Origin of the sequence: Streptomyces sp. NPDC056987 (genome assembly GCF_042673865.1) — a bacterium.
Classification (GTDB): domain Bacteria; phylum Actinomycetota; class Actinomycetes; order Streptomycetales; family Streptomycetaceae; genus Streptomyces.
In genome coordinates this window covers 93,806-110,052 of the sequence record NZ_JBHURV010000010.1, presented here as the reverse complement: position 1 = coordinate 110,052, position 16,247 = coordinate 93,806, and the positions used below count along the sequence as shown (strand labels likewise).

General features: G+C 70.9%; 14 protein-coding genes. 5 read left to right on the top strand and 9 right to left on the bottom strand.

Translation table 11 applies throughout. The features are described 5' to 3' along the window. The first annotated feature begins 74 nt into the window (after window positions 1–74). Genes tkt through pgl form a run of 5 tightly spaced genes read left to right on the top strand, consistent with a single transcriptional unit; the run spans window position 75 to window position 6,668 of the window. The gene (gene tkt, locus ACFTZC_RS14285; protein ID WP_382889329.1) at window positions 75–2,165 is read left to right on the top strand and encodes a transketolase; all 2,091 of its coding nucleotides are present in this window, start codon (window positions 75–77) and stop codon (window positions 2,163–2,165) included. A gap of 34 nt (window positions 2,166–2,199) precedes the next feature. Next, entirely contained in the window at window positions 2,200–3,318 is a 1,119-nt protein-coding gene (tal, locus tag ACFTZC_RS14280) for a transaldolase (RefSeq protein ID WP_382889327.1), read from the top strand. A 4-nt stretch (window positions 3,319–3,322) separates the two neighbouring features. Further along, window positions 3,323–4,855 (top strand): glucose-6-phosphate dehydrogenase, encoded by a 1,533-nt coding sequence (gene zwf / locus ACFTZC_RS14275; protein WP_382889325.1) that lies wholly within the window; start codon window positions 3,323–3,325, stop codon window positions 4,853–4,855. Next, window positions 4,852–5,889: a glucose-6-phosphate dehydrogenase assembly protein OpcA gene (gene opcA / locus ACFTZC_RS14270; RefSeq protein ID WP_382889323.1), complete on the top strand. Its 1,038-nt coding sequence runs from the start codon at window positions 4,852–4,854 to the stop codon at window positions 5,887–5,889. Before zwf ends, opcA begins: the two co-directional genes overlap by 4 nt. Beyond that, the gene (gene pgl, locus ACFTZC_RS14265) at window positions 5,886–6,668 is read left to right on the top strand and encodes a 6-phosphogluconolactonase (RefSeq protein ID WP_382889321.1); all 783 of its coding nucleotides are present in this window, start codon (window positions 5,886–5,888) and stop codon (window positions 6,666–6,668) included. The genes opcA and pgl overlap by 4 nt, the downstream gene beginning before the upstream one ends. Window positions 6,669–6,762: 94 nt before the next feature. Here the strand turns inward: pgl and ACFTZC_RS14260 are convergent, their stop codons facing one another. The 9 genes from ACFTZC_RS14260 to gap all read right to left on the bottom strand — a co-directional run bounded on the left by ACFTZC_RS14260 (window position 6,763) and on the right by gap (window position 16,149). Then, window positions 6,763–8,421, bottom strand: coding sequence for a PH domain-containing protein (locus ACFTZC_RS14260; RefSeq protein ID WP_382889319.1), 1,659 nt, complete (start codon window positions 8,419–8,421; stop codon window positions 6,763–6,765). After that, window positions 8,418–8,894, bottom strand: coding sequence for a PH domain-containing protein (locus tag ACFTZC_RS14255; protein ID WP_382889317.1), 477 nt, complete (start codon window positions 8,892–8,894; stop codon window positions 8,418–8,420). The genes ACFTZC_RS14260 and ACFTZC_RS14255 overlap by 4 nt, the downstream gene beginning before the upstream one ends. A gap of 25 nt (window positions 8,895–8,919) precedes the next feature. Beyond that, window positions 8,920–10,572 (bottom strand): glucose-6-phosphate isomerase, encoded by a 1,653-nt coding sequence (gene pgi / locus ACFTZC_RS14250; RefSeq protein ID WP_382889572.1) that lies wholly within the window; start codon window positions 10,570–10,572, stop codon window positions 8,920–8,922. Between the two features lie 90 nt (window positions 10,573–10,662). Continuing rightward, a complete protein-coding gene (locus ACFTZC_RS14245) occupies window positions 10,663–11,874 on the bottom strand; it encodes an MFS transporter (protein ID WP_382889314.1) in 1,212 nt (403 codons plus the stop codon). A gap of 167 nt (window positions 11,875–12,041) precedes the next feature. Continuing rightward, the gene (locus ACFTZC_RS14240) at window positions 12,042–12,377 is read right to left on the bottom strand and encodes an RNA polymerase-binding protein RbpA (RefSeq protein ID WP_078854845.1); all 336 of its coding nucleotides are present in this window, start codon (window positions 12,375–12,377) and stop codon (window positions 12,042–12,044) included. A 183-nt stretch (window positions 12,378–12,560) separates the two neighbouring features. Beyond that, window positions 12,561–12,791, bottom strand: coding sequence for a preprotein translocase subunit SecG (secG, locus tag ACFTZC_RS14235; protein WP_030353663.1), 231 nt, complete (start codon window positions 12,789–12,791; stop codon window positions 12,561–12,563). Window positions 12,792–13,008: 217 nt separating this feature from the next. After that, window positions 13,009–13,803 carry a triose-phosphate isomerase gene (gene tpiA / locus ACFTZC_RS14230; protein ID WP_382889312.1) on the bottom strand — a complete coding sequence of 265 codons (795 nt, stop codon included), beginning with the start codon at window positions 13,801–13,803 and terminating at the stop codon, window positions 13,009–13,011. A gap of 6 nt (window positions 13,804–13,809) precedes the next feature. Then, window positions 13,810–15,021, bottom strand: a complete 1,212-nt coding sequence (locus ACFTZC_RS14225; RefSeq protein WP_382889310.1) for a phosphoglycerate kinase — start codon at window positions 15,019–15,021, stop codon at window positions 13,810–13,812. Between the two features lie 123 nt (window positions 15,022–15,144). Next, window positions 15,145–16,149 carry a type I glyceraldehyde-3-phosphate dehydrogenase gene (gene gap, locus ACFTZC_RS14220; protein ID WP_382889308.1) on the bottom strand — a complete coding sequence of 335 codons (1,005 nt, stop codon included), beginning with the start codon at window positions 16,147–16,149 and terminating at the stop codon, window positions 15,145–15,147. Between the last annotated feature and the right edge of the window lie 98 nt (window positions 16,150–16,247).

The window sequence follows — 16,247 nt, the reverse complement described above, 5'->3', positions numbered from 1 at the left end:
GGTAGGCTCGACAATGAACCGGTGCGCCCTCAGACACCGGGATTCGAACATGTGGAGAGGAGCCCTGACTCAGGGTGAGCACCAAGCCGACCACCACAGACCTTGAATGGACCGAATTGGACCGTCGGGCTGTAGACACCGCCCGCGTCCTGGCCATGGATTCCGTACAGAAGGTCGGCAACGGCCATCCGGGTACGGCCATGAGCCTGGCTCCGGCCGCGTACGTGCTGTTCCAGAAGCTGATGCGGCACGACCCCTCCGACGCGCAGTGGACCGGCCGTGACCGGTTCGTCCTCTCGGTGGGCCACTCCTCGCTGACGCTGTACATCCAGCTCTACCTGGCCGGGTACGGCCTGGAGCTGAACGACCTGGAGTCCTTCCGCACCTGGGGTTCGAAGACCCCGGGCCACCCGGAGTACGGACACACGGTCGGCGTGGAGACCACGACGGGCCCCCTCGGCCAGGGTGTCGCGAACGCGGTGGGCATGGCGATGGCCGCCCGGTACGAGCGCGGGCTGTACGACCCGGACGCCGCGGCGGGCACGTCGCCGTTCGACCACACCATCTACGCGCTCGCGGGCGACGGCTGCCTCCAGGAGGGCATCTCCGCCGAGGCGTCCTCGCTGGCCGGGCACCAGAAGCTCGGCAACCTGGTCCTGCTGTGGGACGACAACCACATCTCGATCGAGGGTGACACGGAGACCGCGGTCTCCGAGGACACCATGAAGCGGTACGAGGCGTACGGCTGGCACGTCCAGCGCGTCGAGCAGTCCGCCGACGGCGACCTCGACCCCCAGGCGCTGTACGCGGCGCTGGAGGCGGCCAAGGCCGAGACGGAGCGCCCGTCGTTCATCGCGGCGCGCTCGATCATCGCCTGGCCCGCGCCGCACGCGCAGAACACCGAGGCGGCGCACGGCTCGGCGCTCGGCGCCGAGGAGGTCGCCGCCACGAAGAAGGTCCTCGGCTTCGACCCCGAGAAGTCCTTCGACGTCGCCGACGAGGTCATCGCGCACACGCGTGAGGCGCTCGACCGGGGCCGCGAGGCCCGTACGGCGTGGGAGAAGACCTTCGCCGCCTGGCGCACCGCCAACCCGGAGCGCGCGGCCACGTTCGACCGGGTGCGGGCGGGCGAGCTGCCCGAGGGGTGGCAGGACAAGCTGCCCGCGTTCGAGACCGGCAAGGCCGTCGCCACGCGCGCCGCGTCCGGCAAGGTCCTCCAGGCGCTGGGCGAGGTCATCCCCGAGCTGTGGGGCGGCTCCGCCGACCTCGCGGGCTCGAACAACACCACGATCGACAAGACGTCGTCGTTCCTGCCCGTGGGCAACCCGCTGCCGGAGGCGTCGCCCTACGGCCGCACGGTGCACTACGGCATCCGCGAGCACGCCATGGGCTCGACGATGAACGGCATCGCGCTGCACGGCAACACCCGTATCTACGGCGGCACGTTCCTCGTGTTCTCCGACTACATGCGCCCCGCCGTCCGGCTCGCCGCGCTGATGCGGGTCCCCGTCACGTACGTGTGGACGCACGACTCCATCGGCCTCGGCGAGGACGGCCCGACGCACCAGCCGGTCGAGCACCTGTCGGCGCTGCGCGCCATCCCGGGGCTGAACATCGTCCGCCCGGCCGACGCCAACGAGACGGTGATCGCCTGGGGCGAGATCCTCAAGCGCCACGACAAGGGCGCCCCGCACGGCCTGGCGCTGACCCGCCAGGGTGTGCCGACGTACGAGGCCAACGAGGACGCCGCCAAGGGCGGTTACGTCCTGTTCGAGGCGACGGGCGCGGACGGGCGGGCCACGGCCCCCGAGGTCGTGCTGATCGGCACGGGCTCCGAGGTGCAGCTCGCGGTGGAGGCGCGCGAGCAGCTCCAGGCGTCCGGGGTGCCGGCGCGGGTCGTCTCGATGCCGTCGGTCGAGTGGTTCGACGAGCAGGACCAGGCGTACAAGGACAGCGTTCTGCCGCCGTCGGTGAAGGCGCGGGTGGCGGTCGAGGCCGGCATCGGGCTCACCTGGCACCGTTTCGTGGGCGACGCGGGCCGCATCGTGTCGCTGGAGCACTTCGGGGCTTCGGCGGACGCCAAGGTCCTCTTCCGCGAGTTCGGTTTCACCGCCGACGCGGTGGCCGCCGCCGCGCGGGAATCTCTTGAGGCCGCGGCGCGCTGACGCCCATATACGAACTGTAGGAGATGCAAACCTCATGACAGACGCACTCAAGCGCCTCTCCGACGAAGGCGTCGCGATCTGGCTCGACGACCTGTCGCGCAAGAGGATCACGTCCGGGAACCTGGCCGAGCTCCTCGACCAGTCCCACGTGGTCGGCGTGACGACCAACCCGTCGATCTTCCAGAAGGCCATTTCCGGCGGCGACGGGTACGAGACCCAGCTGACCGACCTGGCGGCCCGGAAGGTCACCGTCGAGGAAGCCGTCCGCATGATCACGACGGCGGACGTCCGGGACGCCGCCGACATCCTGCGCCCCGTCTTCGACGCCACGCAGGGCCAGGACGGCCGGGTCTCCATCGAGGTCGACCCCCGTCTGGCGCACAACACCACGGCGACCATCGCCGAGGCGAAGCAGCTCGCCTGGCTGGTGGACCGCCCGAACACCCTCATCAAGATCCCGGCGACGAAGGCGGGGCTGCCCGCGATCGCCGAGACCATCGGCCGGGGCATCAGCGTGAACGTGACGCTGATCTTCTCGCTGGAGCGGTACCGCGAGGTCATGGACGCCTACCTGACGGGCCTGGAGAAGGCGAAGGCCGCCGGCCTCGACCTCTCCACGATCCACTCGGTGGCGTCCTTCTTCGTGTCCCGCGTGGACACGGAGATCGACAAGCGCCTCGACGCGCTGGGCACGCCGGAGGCCAAGGAGGCCCGCGGCAAGGCGGCGCTGGCCAACGCGCGGCTCGCGTACGAGGCGTACGAGGAGGTCTTCTCCTCCGACCGCTGGGCCGCCCTGGACCGCGCGCAGGCCAACAAGCAGCGTCCGCTGTGGGCCTCGACGGGCGTCAAGGACCCCGCGTACAAGGACACGCTGTACGTGGACGAGCTGGTCGCGCCCAACACGGTGAACACCATGCCGGAGGCCACGCTGGAGGCCACGGCGGACCACGGGCAGATCACCGGTGACACGGTGCGCGGCACGTACGACCAGGCGCGCGCCGACCTGGAGGCCGTCGAGAAGCTGGGCGTCTCGTACGACGACGTCGTCCAGCTCCTGGAGGACGAGGGCGTCGAGAAGTTCGAGGCGTCCTGGAACGATCTGCTCAAGTCGACCGAGGCGGAGCTCAAGCGCCTCGCTCCTTCGGAGGGCTGAACCCTTGACCGCAACCCACGGAGCGAACCCGCTCCGTGACGCCGCGGACCGACGGCTCCCGCGTATCGCGGGGCCGTCGGGCCTGGTCATCTTCGGCGTCACGGGCGATTTGTCCCGCAAAAAGCTGATGCCTGCGGTGTACGACCTCGCCAACCGTGGTCTGCTGCCGCCGGGTTTCTCGCTCGTCGGCTTCGCCCGCCGCGAATGGCAGGACGAGGACTTCGCGCAGGAGGTGCACGACGCGGTCAAGGAGCACGCGCGTACGCCGTTCCGCGAGGAGGTCTGGCAGCAGCTGGTCCAGGGCATGCGTTTCGTCCAGGGCGACTTCGACGACGACGACGCGTTCGAGAACCTGAAGACGACCATCGCCGAGCTGGACAAGGCGCAGGGCACGGGCGGGAACTTCGCGTTCTACCTCTCCGTGCCGCCGAAGTTCTTCCCGCAGGTCGTCCAGCAGCTCAAGAAGCACGGGCTGGCCGACCAGAAGGAGGGCTCCTGGCGCCGCGCGGTCATCGAGAAGCCCTTCGGTCACGACCTGACCTCCGCCAAGGAGCTGAACAAGGTCGTCCACGAGGTCTTCCCGTCCAACGAGGTCTTCCGGATCGACCACTACCTGGGCAAGGAGACCGTCCAGAACATCCTGGCGCTGCGGTTCGCCAACACCCTCTTCGAGCCGATCTGGAACCGGTCGTACGTCGACCACGTGCAGATCACCATGGCCGAGGACATCGGTATCGGCGGCCGGGCCGGCTACTACGACGGCATCGGCGCCGCCCGTGACGTCATCCAGAACCACCTCCTCCAGCTGCTCGCGCTGACCGCGATGGAGGAGCCCGCCTCCTTCGACGCGGACGCGCTGGCCGCGGAGAAGACCAAGGTGCTGGGCGCGGTCAAGCTGCCCAAGGACCTGGGCGCGGACACGGTGCGCGGGCAGTACGCCGCGGGCTGGCAGGGCGGCGAGCAGGCCGTCGGCTATCTCCAGGAGGACGGGATCGACGCCCGTTCGAAGACCGACACCTACGCCGCGGTGAAGCTGGAGATCGACAACCGCCGCTGGGCGGGCGTCCCCTTCTACCTCCGCACCGGCAAGCGGCTCGGCCGCCGGGTCACGGAGATCGCGGTCGTCTTCCAGCGCGCGCCGCACTCCCCCTTCGACCACACGACCACGGAGGAGCTGGGGCAGAACGCCCTGGTCATCCGCGTCCAGCCGGACGAGGGCGTGACGATGAGGTTCGGTTCGAAGGTCCCCGGCACCTCGATGGAGGTCCGGGACGTCTCGATGGACTTCGCGTACGGCGAGTCCTTCACGGAGTCCAGCCCCGAGGCGTACGAACGGCTCATCCTCGATGTGCTGCTCGGCGACTCGAACCTCTTCCCGCGGGTGGAGGAGGTCGAACTGTCCTGGAAGATCCTCGACCCGATCGAGCACTACTGGGACAAGCACGGCAAGCCCGCGCAGTACGAGTCCGGGACCTGGGGTCCGGTCGAGGCGGACGAAATGCTCGCACGAGACGGACGGAGCTGGCGCCGGCCATGAAGATCGACCTTACGGACACCACGTCCAGCAAGATCAACAAGGCGCTCGTGCAGGGGCGTCGCGCGATCGGCACCCCCGCGGTCGGCATGGTCCTCACGCTGGTCATCGTCACCGACGAGGAGAACGCGTACGACGCGCTCAAGGCCGCCAACGAGGCGTCCCGCGAGCACCCGTCGCGCAAGCTCGTCGTCGTGAAGCGGATCTCGCGCTCGGCGCGCGACCGGGCCCAGGCCCGGCTCGACGCCGAGGTGCGGGTCGGCACGGACGCGGGCACCGGCGAGACGGTCGTCCTGCGGCTGTACGGCGAGGTGATGGACCACGCCCAGTCGGTGGTGCTGCCGCTGCTGCTGCCCGACGCCCCCGTCGTGGTGTGGTGGCCGGTCAACGCGCCGGTCAACCCGGCGAAGGACGCGCTGGGCAGGCTGGCGCAGCGCCGGGTGACGGACACGTACGCCGCCGAACACCCGGTGCAGGAGCTGACGGCCCGCGCCGACGCCTACACCCCGGGCGACACGGACCTGTCCTGGACGAGGATCACCCCGTGGCGCTCGATGGTCGCGGCGGCCCTGGACCAGGTGGACTGCTCGGTCACCTCGGTGGAGGTGGAGGGCGAGGAGCACAACCCGAGCGGCGAGCTGCTCGCGATGTGGCTGGCGAACCGGCTGCGGGTGCCGGTGCGGCGCTCGGTCTCGGCGGGCCCCGGGCTCACGGCCGTACGGATGGAGACGACCTGCGGGCCGATCACGCTCGACCGGGCCGACGGCGCGCTCGCCACGCTCTCCATCCAGGGGCAGCCGGACCGCGCGGTCGCGCTGAAGCGCCGGGAGACCTCGGAGCTGATCGCGGAGGAGCTGCGCCGGCTGGACCCGGACGACATCTACGCCTCGGCTCTGAAGTTCGGTGTGCACCGGCTGGGGGAAGCGAAGTCCTCCCTGCCGCCGCTGCCGACGAGGGAGGCGGGGTCGTCGGAGCACGCGCCCGCGCATCCGGTCACGCCCGCGAGCATGCCGGTGAAGAAGGCGGCGTCGAAGTGAGCGCTCCCCAGCTCGTCGTGCACCGCGACAAGGAGCTGATGGCGCAGGCCGCGGCGGCCCGGCTGATCACGAAGATCGTGGACGCCCAGGCCGCGCGCGGCTCCGCGTCGGTGGTCCTGACCGGCGGGCGCAACGGCAACGGTCTGCTGGCCGCGCTGTCGGCGGCGCCCGCCAGGGACGCGATCGACTGGTCGCGGCTCGATCTGTGGTGGGGCGACGAACGCTTCCTCCCGGAGGGCGACCCGGAGCGGAACATCACCCAGGCGCGGGCGGCGCTGCTCGACTCGGTGCCGCTGGACCCGAAGCGGGTGCACGCGATGGCCGCCTCGGACGGTCCGTACGGCAGCGATGTGGAGGCGGCGGCGGCCGCGTACGCCACGGAGCTGGCGGCGGAGGCCCGGCCCGAGGACCACGGTCCGGTGCCGACGTTCGACGTGCTGATGCTGGGCGTCGGCCCCGACACCCATGTCGCGTCGCTCTTCCCGGAGCTGCCGGGTGTCCGGGAGACCGAGCGCACGGTGGTCGCGGTGCACGGCGCGCCCAAGCCGCCGCCGCTGCGGATCTCCCTCACCCTGCCCGCGATCCGCGCGGCGCACGAGGTCTGGCTGCTGGCGGCGGGCGAGGACAAGGCGAAGGCGGCGGAGATCGCGCTGTCCGGCGCGGGCGAGATCCAGGCCCCGGCGGCGGGCGCGTACGGCCGCAGCCGCACGCTGTGGCTGCTGGACGCGGCGGCGGCCTCGGCCCTCCCCCGCGCCCTGTACCCCCCGGCCTCCGCCTGAGGCCCGGTAATCGGTGTACGCATGCGCGGCCCGGCTCGCCACCCCGGCGACCGGGCCGCGCGTGTGTGTAAGGGCCCGCCCCCGCCGGGCGGATTCAGTGCTTCCGCGGCTCGACCGGCGCCATCGGCTCCAGGAACGGCGTCAGCAGGCCCGGGACCGCCGTCTCCGCGAAGGCGAGCGCCTCGCCCTCCGCTGCGTCGTACACGTGGTACGCGCCCTCTCCCGCGGCCGTCGTCGCCGTCAGGGTGACCAGGCCGGCCCGGCGCTGGAAGAGGGACTGCTTGACGGTCCAGCCGATCACCCCGGAGCGCTGGAGCGCCACCGTCGAGCGGCGGACCGTACCCGAGCGGGCCACCAGATAGCCGCCGCCGAGTCCGTGGCCCAGATTGCGGTAGGCGTCGAGCGCGAGCAGGACCGCCGCGGGGAGCAGCAGCACCGCGCAGGCCGCCGCCACCCGCAGGAGCACATCGGTCAGCAGCAGGCCGAGCCCCGCGAGCAACGCCACCGGGAGCAGGGCGGCGGCCAGGGACCAGCGCAGTCTGCGGCCCCGGGCGGCGCGCGGGTGCCGGGTCAGCGGCGCCCCGCCCGCCGGGTCCGTCGGGGAGACGGCCTCGCGCAGCACACGGGCGGCCACCGTGTGGGCCACCGCGCGGGGCGCGGCGGGCAGCAGCGCCTTGTTGTCGGCGTGCTCGTCCTCCTCGTCCTGGGTGAGGCCGGTGGCGACCGCGTCCACCCGCGCCGCGCCGGCCAGCCGGACGCCCAGCGGTTCGACCAGCTCCACGCCGCGCAGCCGGCGCTCCTCGATGGAGACCGAGCGGGAGGTGAGCAGTCCGCGGCGGACCCGCAGGGTGCCGCCGGGCTCGCGCTCCAGCCGGTAGTTCCACCACATCTCGATCCACAGACCGAGCGCGCCGACGACGCCCGCGAGGGCCGCCGCGGCCACCAGGGCGAGGATCGTCCAGACGAGCGGGGTGGATTCGAAGAGGTCCCGCACCCAGTCGATGACCTGGGTCTGCGCGCCGAACCACTCACTGATCTGGAGCAGTCCGCCGGCCGCGGCGCCGCCGAGCACCGGGGCGACGAAGGAGATCGGCGCGTACCGGATCCAGCCGGGGTCGAGGGCGGCCAGCATGCCCTCGGGGTGGGTCCCCGGCTCACCCGGTGGCCGGTCGAGCAGTTCCGTACGGAGCCGTTCGCCCTCGGCGCGGGTGACCGGGTCGAGTTCCAGCGTGGATTCGCCGCCGGAGTGCTCGCCGGTGCCGATACGGACCTTCACCAGGCCGAGGATCCGCAGCAGCGGATGCGCTGTCAGGTCGACGCTGCGGATCCGCTCCCGGGCCAGTGAGCGGCGCTTGACCAGGAACAGCCCCGTGTGGAGTTCGGCGCGCTCGGGCCCTATCCGGTAGCGGGTGCGGCGCCAGCGGACGTACTCGCCGCCGGTGCCGGCGACGACCAGCAGCGCGGCCCCGGCCACCACCCAGGCCACCGACTCCCACAGCGGCATCCGGCCGGCCATCCCGACGGCGGTGGGCAGCCCGGCGCCGAGGACGACCCCGGCCAGGACGAGGGCGGTGACCAGCAGGGTGCGCCGGTCGAGCCGCCGCCACTCCGCCTCGGCAGCCGGGGAATCCGCCCCGGGGACGGGGACGGGACCCGCGGCCTCCGCCTCGGGAGCGGGGACCGGGGCCGGGACCTCGGCCGGGACCGGGACCCGCCCCACCGCCTCCGGCGCCGGTTCCGGGGGGCCGCTCATGTCGCGTCCCCCGGTGTGGCCTGGGTGATGTGGGTCAGCCGCTCGGCGAGGTCCGCCGCCAGCTCGTGGTCGAGGCCCCGGATGTGCACGGCGCCCTTGGACGAGGCGGTCGTGACGATGACCGTGGAGAGCCTGAAGAGCTGCTCCAGCGGGCCGCGCACGGTGTCCACGGTCTGGATCCGGGACATCGGCGCGATCCGCCACTCCTGCCGGAAGAAGCCGGTCCGTACGTAGACGGCCTCGTCCGTCACCTCCCAGCGGTGCACCCTGAACCACCACACGGGTATGAGCGCCGTACCGGCGAGGCCCAGCACCGCGAGGACGGCCGCCGGGCCCAGCAGCCATCCCCGCGCGGGGGCGATGAACACGCCGAGCACGGTCAGCACGGCCACCGGGACCAGGGTCGTCAGCAGGCACTGCGCGCGCCACCAGCCGACGGCCCGCTCGTCCAGCGTGTTGTTCGGCGGCCGCATCCTCCGCACCCCCTCCCCCATCGGCTCAGCGGCCCCGCAGCGAGCGGTACGTGGCGACGAGCGCCGCCGTCGAGGCGTCGAGCTGCTCGCCCGGGGCCTCTCCGGTGAGCACGGGCTCGATCTCCTTGGCGAGGACCTTGCCGAGTTCGACGCCCCACTGGTCGAAGGAGTCGATGTTCCACACGGCGCCCTGGACGAACACCTTGTGCTCGTACAGCGCGATCAACTGGCCCAGGACGGACGGGGTCAGCGTCTCCGCGAGGATCGTCGTGGTCGGGTGGTCGCCCCGGAACGTCTTGTGCGGCACCAGTTCCTCGGCCACCCCCTCGGCCCGCACCTCCTCGGGCGTCTTGCCGAAGGCGAGCGCCTGGGTCTGGGCGAAGAAGTTGGCCATCAGCAGGTCGTGCTGGGCGACCAGGCCCGGCAGCAGATCGTCCACGGGCCGGGCGAAGCCGATGAAGTCGGCCGGGATGACCTTCGTCCCCTGGTGGATGAGCTGGTAGTAGGCGTGCTGGCCGTTGGTGCCCGGGGTGCCCCAGACGACGGGCCCGGTCTGCCAGTCCACCGGATTGCCGTCCCGGTCCACGGACTTGCCGTTGGACTCCATGTCGAGCTGCTGGAGGTAGGCCGTGAACTTCGACAGGTAGTGGCTGTACGGCAGGACGGCGTGCGACTGGGCGTCGAAGAACGCGCCGTACCAGACCCCCAGCAGCCCGAGCAGCAGCGGCGCGTTCTCCTCGGGGGGCGCGGTGCGGAAGTGCTCGTCGACGAGGTGGAAGCCGTCCAGCATCTCGCGGAACCGGCGGGGGCCGATCGCGATCATCAGCGAGAGCCCGATGGCCGAGTCGTACGAGTAGCGTCCGCCGACCCAGTCCCAGAACTCGAACATGTTCGCCGTGTCGATGCCGAAGTCGGCGACCTTCTCGGCGTTCGTGGAGAGCGCCACGAAGTGCTTGGCGATCGCCTCGGGACCGACCCGCAGCTCCGTCAGCAGCCAGTTGCGGGCCGAGGTGGCGTTGGTGATGGTCTCGATCGTGGTGAACGTCTTGGACGCGACGATGAAGAGCGTCTGGGCCGGGTCCAGGTCCCGTACCGCCTCGTGCAGGTCCGCGCCGTCCACGTTCGAGACGAAACGGACCGTCAGGTCGCGGTCGGTGAAGGAGCGCAGCGTCTCGTAGGCCATGGCGGGGCCGAGGTCGGAGCCGCCGATGCCGATGTTGACGATGTTCCTGATGGGCAGGCCCGTGTGGCCCGTCCACTCGCCGTGCCTGACCTGGTCGGCGAAGGCGGCCATCCGGTCGAGGACGGCGTGCACCGCCGGCACGACGTTCTCCCCGTCGACCTCGATCACGGCGTCGCGCGGGGCGCGGAGCGCGGTGTGCAGGACGGCGCGGTCCTCCGTGGTGTTGATCTTCTCGCCGCGGAACATCGCGTCCCGCAGCTCCGTGACCCCGGTGGCCGCGGCCAGCTCGCGCAGGAGCGCCAGCGTCTCGTCCGTCACCAGGTGCTTGGAGTAGTCCAGGTACAGGTCACCCACCTGGAGGGTGTAGCCGGTGCCGCGCGCCGGGTCGGCGGCGAACAGCTCCCGCAGGGAGGTCCCCGCCAACTGCTCCCGGTGCTTGCCCAGGGCGCTCCACTCGGGCGTCCGGTTGAGCCTCGTACGGCTTTCCGCGTTCATCTCGGACATCAGCCCACTTCTTCTCGTGCCTGTGTGCGTGCGTGTCTGTGTACGCCTGCGAGTCTGTCTGCCCCCACTGCCGGTCCCAACTTAATTGATCAGAGTGCCGAGCGAGGCGACAGCCAGTACGAAGAGCCCGGCGGCGAGCAGGGCGGGGGTGTTCAGTCCCCAGCCGGCCGCCGCGGCCCCCGCCAGCAGCGCGCCGAGCGGCGCCCCGGCGAGCGAGAGCGTACGGAAGGCCGAGCTGATCCGGCCCAGCATCTCGCGGGGGCTGCGCTCCTGCATCAAGGTGGTCTGGCTGACGTTCCACACCATGTTCATCGTGCCGAACACCCCGAGGCAGAGGGCGGGCACCCAGATCTCCCGCACCGAGCCCAGCGCCACCAGACAGCAGATCTGCACGGCCCCGGCCAGAAACACGGCCCGGACGCGCCCGATCCGCTCGGTGAGCCGCCCGGCGAGCAGACCGCCCACCACGCTCCCCGCGCCGAAGGCCGTGAGGGTCAGCGCGTACGCCCGGTCACCGCCGCCCAGCCAGCCGGTGACGTGCAGCACCAGCGTGGCGATCAGTCCGCCCATCGCGACGTTGCAGAGCGTCGTGGCCAGGCACAGCCCGCGCAGCGTCCGGTCCGCCGCCAGGAACCGGATCCCCGCCGCGATCTCGGCGCGCAGGGTGGATCCGGATTTACGGGCCGGCCGCTCCGGCGCCGCGATCCGCAGGGAGGCGATCAGCAGCGCCGCCACCCCGTACGTGAGGGCGTTGGCCGCGTGCGGCGCGGCCACCCCGACGAGCAGCAGCACGGGGACCAGCGGGGCGGCCACGAAACCGCTCGCTATCTGCTGCCCGGTCATCAGCCGGGCATTGGCTCCGGCGAGGGCCGGCTGCGGCACGAGCGAGGGCAGCAGGGCGGTGGCCGCGTTGTCGAAGAGTGTCTGGAGCGTCGTGAGGAGAAAGGCGAGGGCGAGGAGGAGCGCGATCGACGCGTGTCCGAGGCCGACGGCCACGGCGAACCCCGCCATCAGCGCGCCGCGCACCAGGTCGACACCCCACATCGCCCGCCGCTGGTCCACCCGATCCGCGATCGCCCCGCCGACCAGCCCGAACAGCAGCCACGGCAGATAGCCGCAGGCCGTCACCGAGGCGATCAGCACCGGATCGTCCGTGAGCGAGGCGGCGAGCAGCGGCAGGGCCGCCGTCCGCAGCGCGTCACCGAACCGCGAGACGACCGCGGCCGACCACAGCCGCCCGAACCCCCCGCGCCAGGCGGGCGCCCGTACCTCCACCGTGCCGACAGCCGTCATCACTTCTCCCCTCCGGTCGACTGCTACAGACCGTAAGGGGAGCCACTGACAATGCCGCCGGAGAGCGGCGGCGCCGAAAGGACGCGACGCGGGCAAAAACGGTTCGGCCGGACACGCGCCACGTGTCCGGCCGGAAAATCTCTCCCGTACCGGAAGCGGTACGGTCCTTAAAGTTCGCCGCGCAGTTTGGCGAGGGCTTCGGCGAGAATCGCCTCGCCGTCCGCGTCACTGCGCCGCTCCCGCACATAAGCGAGATGGGTCTTGTACGGCTCCGTGCGCGGCGGGTCCGGCGGATTGTCCCGGTCCTGACCGGCCGGGAATCCGCAGCGCGGGCAGTCCCACGTCTCCGGAACCTGTGCGTCACTGGCGAAGCTCGGCACCGTCTCGTGCCCGTTCGAGCACCAGAAGGAGATGCGCAGGCGGGGCGCGGACTCGCCGCGCTCGGCCTCACCCATCGGCCCCGCTCCGACCCGGCTTCCCCGGATCGCGTTGCCACTTGCCACGGTCGTAACTCCCTGCGTGATGGTGCCGCAAAGCATCGGTAGGCAGCTCCGCTGCCGGGCGCCCCAGTCTACGTAAGGCCCAACGCGCGTCCAGTGAAGGGAGTTACCCTCCTGCCGCCGGTCGCGCAACCCATGATAGGCCGCGCCCGCGGCCCCGTACCGCGGCCGTACCCGGGGTCCGGGTCAGCTGTCCAGCTTGAGCACGAGGCCAAGCACGACAATGCACGCGAACCACAGCAGCCCGACCACGACGGTGATGCGGTCGAGGTTGCGCTCGGCGACCGAGGACCCGCCGACGGAGGACTGCATTCCGCCACCGAACATGTCGGAGAGGCCGCCGCCCTTTCCCTTGTGCATCAGCACCAGCAGCATCAGCAGCAGGCTGAAGACGATGAGGGCGATCGAGAACCCCATAACCACGGCTGGACCAACTTCCTCGGACTGATCGACCTGTCGGCTTGATCGAACTGACAGGATCAACGGGACTGATTATCGGCAGAACGCATAAAGCATAAAGAACAGCGGGGGCCGGGTGGCATCTCCCGCGATAACGCACCGGAAATACCCACTCGACCCCCGCCAGGGTACGACGGATCCGTGTCCCCGCATACCGGGACCGACCGGGTCGGTCCTACTGGTCGCGGAACCTGACGATCTTGACGAACTCGTCGGCGTCCAGCGCCGCGCCGCCCACCAGAGCGCCGTCCACATCGGGCTGCGCCATGATCGCGGCGACATTGCCGGACTTCACCGAGCCGCCGTACTGGATCCGGACCCGGTCGGCCAGCTCCTGCGAGTACAGCTCGGCCAGCCGGCCGCGGATCGCGCCGCAGACCTCCTGCGCGTCCTCGGGGGTGGCGACCTCGCCGGTGCCGATGGCCCACACCGGCTCGTACGCGATCACCACGGACTCGGCCTGCTCGGCCGGGATGTCCTTGAGACCGCCGTCGAGCTGGCTGAGCGTGTAGGAGACCTGGTCACCGGCCTTGCGGATGTCCAGGCCCTCGCCGACGCAGAGGATCGGGGTCAGGCCGTGCTTGTACGCGGCCTTCACCTTGGCGTTGCAGATCTCGTCCGTCTCGGCGTGGTACTGGCGTCGCTCGGAGTGACCGACGGCCACGAAGGCGCACTTCAGCTTGGCCAGCATGGGGCCGGAGATCTCGCCGGTGTACGCGCCGGAGTCGTGCGCCGAGATGTCCTGGGCACCGTATTTGATCTTGAGTTTGTCGCCGTCGACGAGCGTCTGTACGGAGCGCAGGTCGGTGAAGGGCGCCAGGACGGCGACCTCCACGGCGTCGTAGTCCTTGTCGCCCAGGGCGAAGGCGAGCTTCTGGACGTGGGCGATGGCCTCAAGGTGGTTGAGGTTCATCTTCCAGTTGCCCGCCATCAGCGGCGTGCGGCCGGTCTTCTCGGTCGAAGCGGTCATGCGGGTTCAGTCCTCCAGTGCGGCGAGGCCGGGAAGCGTCTTGCCCTCTAGGTATTCGAGGCTCGCGCCGCCACCGGTCGAGATGTGGCCGAATGCCTTCTCGTCGAAGCCCAGGATCCGGACGGCGGCGGCGGAGTCGCCACCGCCGACGACCGAGAAGCCCGGGGAGTCGACGAGCGCCTGGGCGACGGCCTTGGTGCCCTCGGCGTAGTCGGGGTGCTCGAAGACGCCCATGGGACCGTTCCAGAAGACGGTCGCCGCGTCGGCGAGCTTCGAGGCGTACAGCCGGCCGGTCTCGGGGCCGATGTCCAGGCCCATCTGTCCGGCCGGAATGGCGTCCACGGCCACGGTCGCGGGGTGCGTGGGCGCCTTGGCCTTGAGGTCCGGGAACCCCGCGGAGACGAGGACGTCGACGGGGAGCACGAACTCCACGCCGCGCTCCTCGGCCCGCTTGAGGTAGCCCTGGACGGCCGGGATCTGGTCCTCCTGAAGGAGCGAGGTGCCGATCTCGTGGCCCTGCGCCTTCAGGAAGGTGTAGGCCATGCCGCCGCCGATCAGGATGCGGTCGGCCTTCTCCAGCAGGTGGTCGATGACGCCGAGCTTGTCGGAGACCTTGGCGCCGCCGAGCACGACGGCGTACGGCCGCCGCACATCGTCGGTGAGCCGCTTGAGGACGCCGACCTCGGTGGCGATGAGTCCGCCCGCGGCGTGCGGCAGCCGGGCCGGGAGGTCGTAGACGGAGGCGTGCTTGCGGTGCACGGCGCCGAAGCCGTCGCCCACGTACAGATCGGCCAGCGCGGCGAGCTGTTCGGCGAAGGCGCCGCGCTCGGCGTCGTCCTTCGCGGTCTCGCCCGCGTTGAAGCGGAGGTTCTCGATGACGGCGACCTGGCCGTCGGCGAGCGCGGCGACGGTGGCGCGGGCGGAGTCGCCGACCGTGTCGGTCGCGAAGGCCACCTCGGCGCCGAGGAGTTCACCGAGGCGCGCGGCGGCGGGGGCGAGCGAGAAGGCCGGGTCGGGGGCGCCCTTGGGGCGGCCCAGGTGCGAGGCGACGATCACCCGGGCGCCGGCCTCGGCGAGCCGGGCGACCGTCGGCTGTACGGCGCGGATCCGGCCGTCGTCGGTGATGGTCGTGCCGTCGAGCGGCACATTGAGGTCGGCACGGACGAATACGCGCCGGCCGGCGACCCCTTCTGCGAGGAGTTCGTCGATCGTCTTCACTGCTGCTGGGCTCCTTGGGATCTCTGGACAGACAGACCAACAGGGCTCGAACGGCGCCTCATGCGCGCCGGCCGAGCCCTGTCACTCATATCGAGCTGCCTGGTGCGTGTCGCGGAGTGTCCGTCAGAGCCGGGCGCCGACGAAGACGGTCAGGTCGACCAGGCGGTTGGAGTAGCCCCACTCGTTGTCGTACCAGCCGATGACCTTGACGCTCTTGCCCTGGACCATGGTCAGGGAGGAGTCGAAGGTGCAGGACGCGGGCCAGTTGACGATGTCCGAGGAGACGATCGGGTCCTCGGTGTAGTCCAGGTAGCCCTTGAGCTCGCCCTGGGCGGCCTTCTGGAACGCGGCGTTGACCTCGTCCTTGGTCACCACGCGCTCCGTCTCGACGACCAGGTCGGTGACGGACCCCGTCGGGACGGGCACGCGCATCGCCATGCCGTTGAGCTTGCCGGCCAGCTCCGGGATGACCAGGCCGAGGGCCTTGGCCGCGCCGGTGCTCGCCGGAATGATGTTCTCGGCGGCGGCGCGGGCCCGGCGCAGGTCCTTGTGCGGGAAGTCCTGGAGACGCTGGTCGCTGGTGTAGGCGTGGACCGTGGTCATCAGGCCGGAGACGATGCCGAAGTTCTCCAGGAGGACCTTGGCCATCGGCGCCACACAGTTGGTGGTGCAGGAGGCGTTGGAGATGATGTGGTGGCTGGCCGCGTCGTACTTGTCCTCGTTGACACCCAGCACGATCGTAATGTCCTCGTCCGAGGCCGGAGCCGAGATGAGGACCTTCTTGGCGCCGCCCGCGATGTGCTTCTCGGCGTCGGCCTTCTTGGTGAAGATGCCGGTCGACTCGATGACGATGTCGACGCCCAGCTCACCCCAGGGGATGTCGGCCGGGTTGCGCTCGGAGAGCACCTTGATCGTGTGACCGTCGACGGTGATCGTGTCGGCGGTGTGGGTCACCTCGGCCTTGAGGCGGCCCAGGATGGTGTCGTACTTCAGCAGATGCGCGGTGGTCGCGGTGTCACCCAGGTCGTTGACAGCCACGATCTCGATGTCTGCACCCTGCTCCAGCAGCGCGCGGAAGTAGTTACGACCGATGCGGCCAAAGCCGTTGATGCCTACGCGGATCGTCACGAACCGATCTCCTCGTTAGGTACGCCGGGTTTCGACGCCGGCGAGTTGTATGGGATGTCCCCGACCGCTTACGACCCTACCTCTCCACGGCCCCGCCG

Coding starts and splice junctions, on each gene's coding strand:
- tpiA (WP_382889312.1), bottom strand. CDS start 13,803: ATGACCGCTTCGACCGAGAAGACCGGCCGCACGCCGCTGATGGCGGGC.
- ACFTZC_RS14245 (WP_382889314.1), bottom strand. CDS start 11,874: ATGACGGCTGTCGGCACGGTGGAGGTACGGGCGCCCGCCTGGCGCGGG.
- ACFTZC_RS14260 (WP_382889319.1), bottom strand. CDS start 8,421: ATGAGCGGCCCCCCGGAACCGGCGCCGGAGGCGGTGGGGCGGGTCCCG.
- secG (WP_030353663.1), bottom strand. CDS start 12,791: ATGGGGTTCTCGATCGCCCTCATCGTCTTCAGCCTGCTGCTGATGCTG.
- pgi (WP_382889572.1), bottom strand. CDS start 10,572: ATGAACGCGGAAAGCCGTACGAGGCTCAACCGGACGCCCGAGTGGAGC.
- opcA (WP_382889323.1), top strand. CDS start 4,852: ATGAAGATCGACCTTACGGACACCACGTCCAGCAAGATCAACAAGGCG.
- ACFTZC_RS14255 (WP_382889317.1), bottom strand. CDS start 8,894: ATGCGGCCGCCGAACAACACGCTGGACGAGCGGGCCGTCGGCTGGTGG.
- tal (WP_382889327.1), top strand. CDS start 2,200: ATGACAGACGCACTCAAGCGCCTCTCCGACGAAGGCGTCGCGATCTGG.